Annotated in this window: 1 protein-coding gene; it reads right to left on the reverse strand. The window is 64.9% G+C overall.

Annotated features, from left to right (window positions below; genetic code table 11):
* Nucleotides 1-65 precede the first annotated feature (65 nt).
* Nucleotides 66-1361, reverse strand: coding sequence for a group II intron reverse transcriptase/maturase (ltrA, locus tag ACIQIB_RS39430; RefSeq protein ID WP_363614600.1), 1296 nt, complete (start codon nucleotides 1359-1361; stop codon nucleotides 66-68).
* Nucleotides 1362-1961 lie beyond the last annotated feature (600 nt).

The raw sequence follows: 1961 nt of genomic DNA on the forward strand, positions 1-1961 counted from the left end.
GAGGTGAGTCGGCGGCGGGAATTGCACCCGCCGCCGCTCGCAGAACCGTGCGGGAGCCTCTCGGCTCACACGGCTCCCATCGTCCAGCCGTCAGGCTTGAGTCCGAACCGCCAGTGGGCGAACAGGTTCGGGTAGCGGCGGGCCGCGCCCGCCATCAGTTCCCGGGCCCGTTTCTCCCGGCGGTGCAGTCGTTTGTACTTCCGGCACGCCCAGCGAACCAGCAGTTCGTTGAGGCGCCTCAGGAGCGGATACAACATGGACTTGTAGAAGCGCCCGTAGTAGTTGATCCAGCCCTGCACGATGCTGTTGAACATCCGCGCAAGGTCCATCAGTGACTTGTCGCTGCGCCGGGCGATGTGCCAGGAACGGATCTCCTTGCCCATCGCCTTGATCGCCTCCTTGCTGACCGCGGGCAGGAAGTTCACGAAGTGCTTCCCGAACCGGTTCTTGGCCAGCCTGGGCCGGAACGTGTACCCGAGGAACGTGAACGACGTGTGCTCGTACGAGCCCCGCCGGTCGGCGTCCTTGCAGTACACGATGCGCGTCTTGTCCGGATGCAGTTCCAGACCGACCTGCGCCAACCTGGCCGCGAGGGCGTCCCGCACCTTGCGGGCCTGCCACTCGCTGCGACAGTGGATCACCGCATCATCGCAGTACCGTTCGAACGTGACCTGCGGGAACTCCCGCGTCAGCCACACATCGAACGCGTAGTGCAGATACAGATTCGCCAGCACGGGCGAGATCGCCGACCCCTGCGGAGTCCCACGATCCCGCTGCTGCACCGTCCCGTCCGCCTTCGCCAGCGGCGCGATGAGCCACCGCCGGACGTAGAGCAGAACCCACTTCCCGTCCTCGTCGACGTGCCGTTCGACCGCCTTGAGCATCAGCTCGTGGTCGACGCTGTCGAAGAACGCCCGGATGTCGAGATCGACCACCCAGTCGCTTCTCCAGCAGCGCTGCCGGCACTGCTCCACCGCGTCCAGCGCGGACCGCCGGGGGCGATAGCCGTAGGAGTCTGGGTGAAACACAGGCTCCACCCGACGCTCCAGATACATTGCGGCCACCGTCTGAGCGATCCGGTCGGCCACGGTGGGCACCCCGAGCACGCGGACACCTCGTCCGCCCGCCTTGGGGATCTCCACGGCTCTGACGGCCGGAGGGAAGTACGAGCCGGACGACATGCGATTCCACAGCTTGAACAAGTTGCCTTGCAGGTCCTGTTCGAACCGTTCGATCGTCACCCCGTCCGTCCCGGGTGCACCCTTGTTGGCTTTGACCCGCTGATATGCCTCCCACACCATCCACTTGGGGATGTCAAACGACTTGACCTTGGTCTCGGCCTGCGGCCTCGATCCGTTCACCTGGCTCCTCCCGGGAACTCCGGTTGACCACCAAACAGGACCAGGACGACCCGCCCCCTTCGCTCCACCCCCATTACAGGGGCTTCAGCACTACTACGAGGCGGTCCGTCCCCCTGCCGCGCATCGGTACTCTCCCCCTTGCAGTTTCAGCTGCTTGAGGTTCTCCCTTGACACCGGCAAGCCGTCAACACGGCCGTCGGCAGCATCGCGGCGAGGGGTTCCCACGTTCCGCACCGACGCCTGAACCGAGCTCGCGCCACCTTCATGCCGGGCACCACCTGGCCAGGAATACAGGAACCCGCCAGATTCATCCCGGGGCAACAACTGGACCCCGGTTTCGGTAACCATCCATACGCTTTCGACACTTCGGCGGTGGTTCACTCACGTTCGCCTTCTCGGTTCACACCTGACGCATCAAGTGCGCCTTGTCCGCAGTGCTCACCACCCCGGCTCATTCACCGGAGCAGCCTGCGGTGGTTTGAGACCTCCCCCTGCGTGGGCGGTCCCGGAGGGCCTACCTCCATCACCAGTGCAGCATCACGTCGGAAGTTTCCGTCTCTACACCGGAACCTCCCTCAGTGTTCGTGGCGCACAGTCGTC

It is taken from the genome of Kitasatospora sp. NPDC092286, from assembly GCF_044755565.1.
In the GTDB taxonomy this organism is placed as follows: Bacteria; Actinomycetota; Actinomycetes; order Streptomycetales; family Streptomycetaceae; genus Kitasatospora.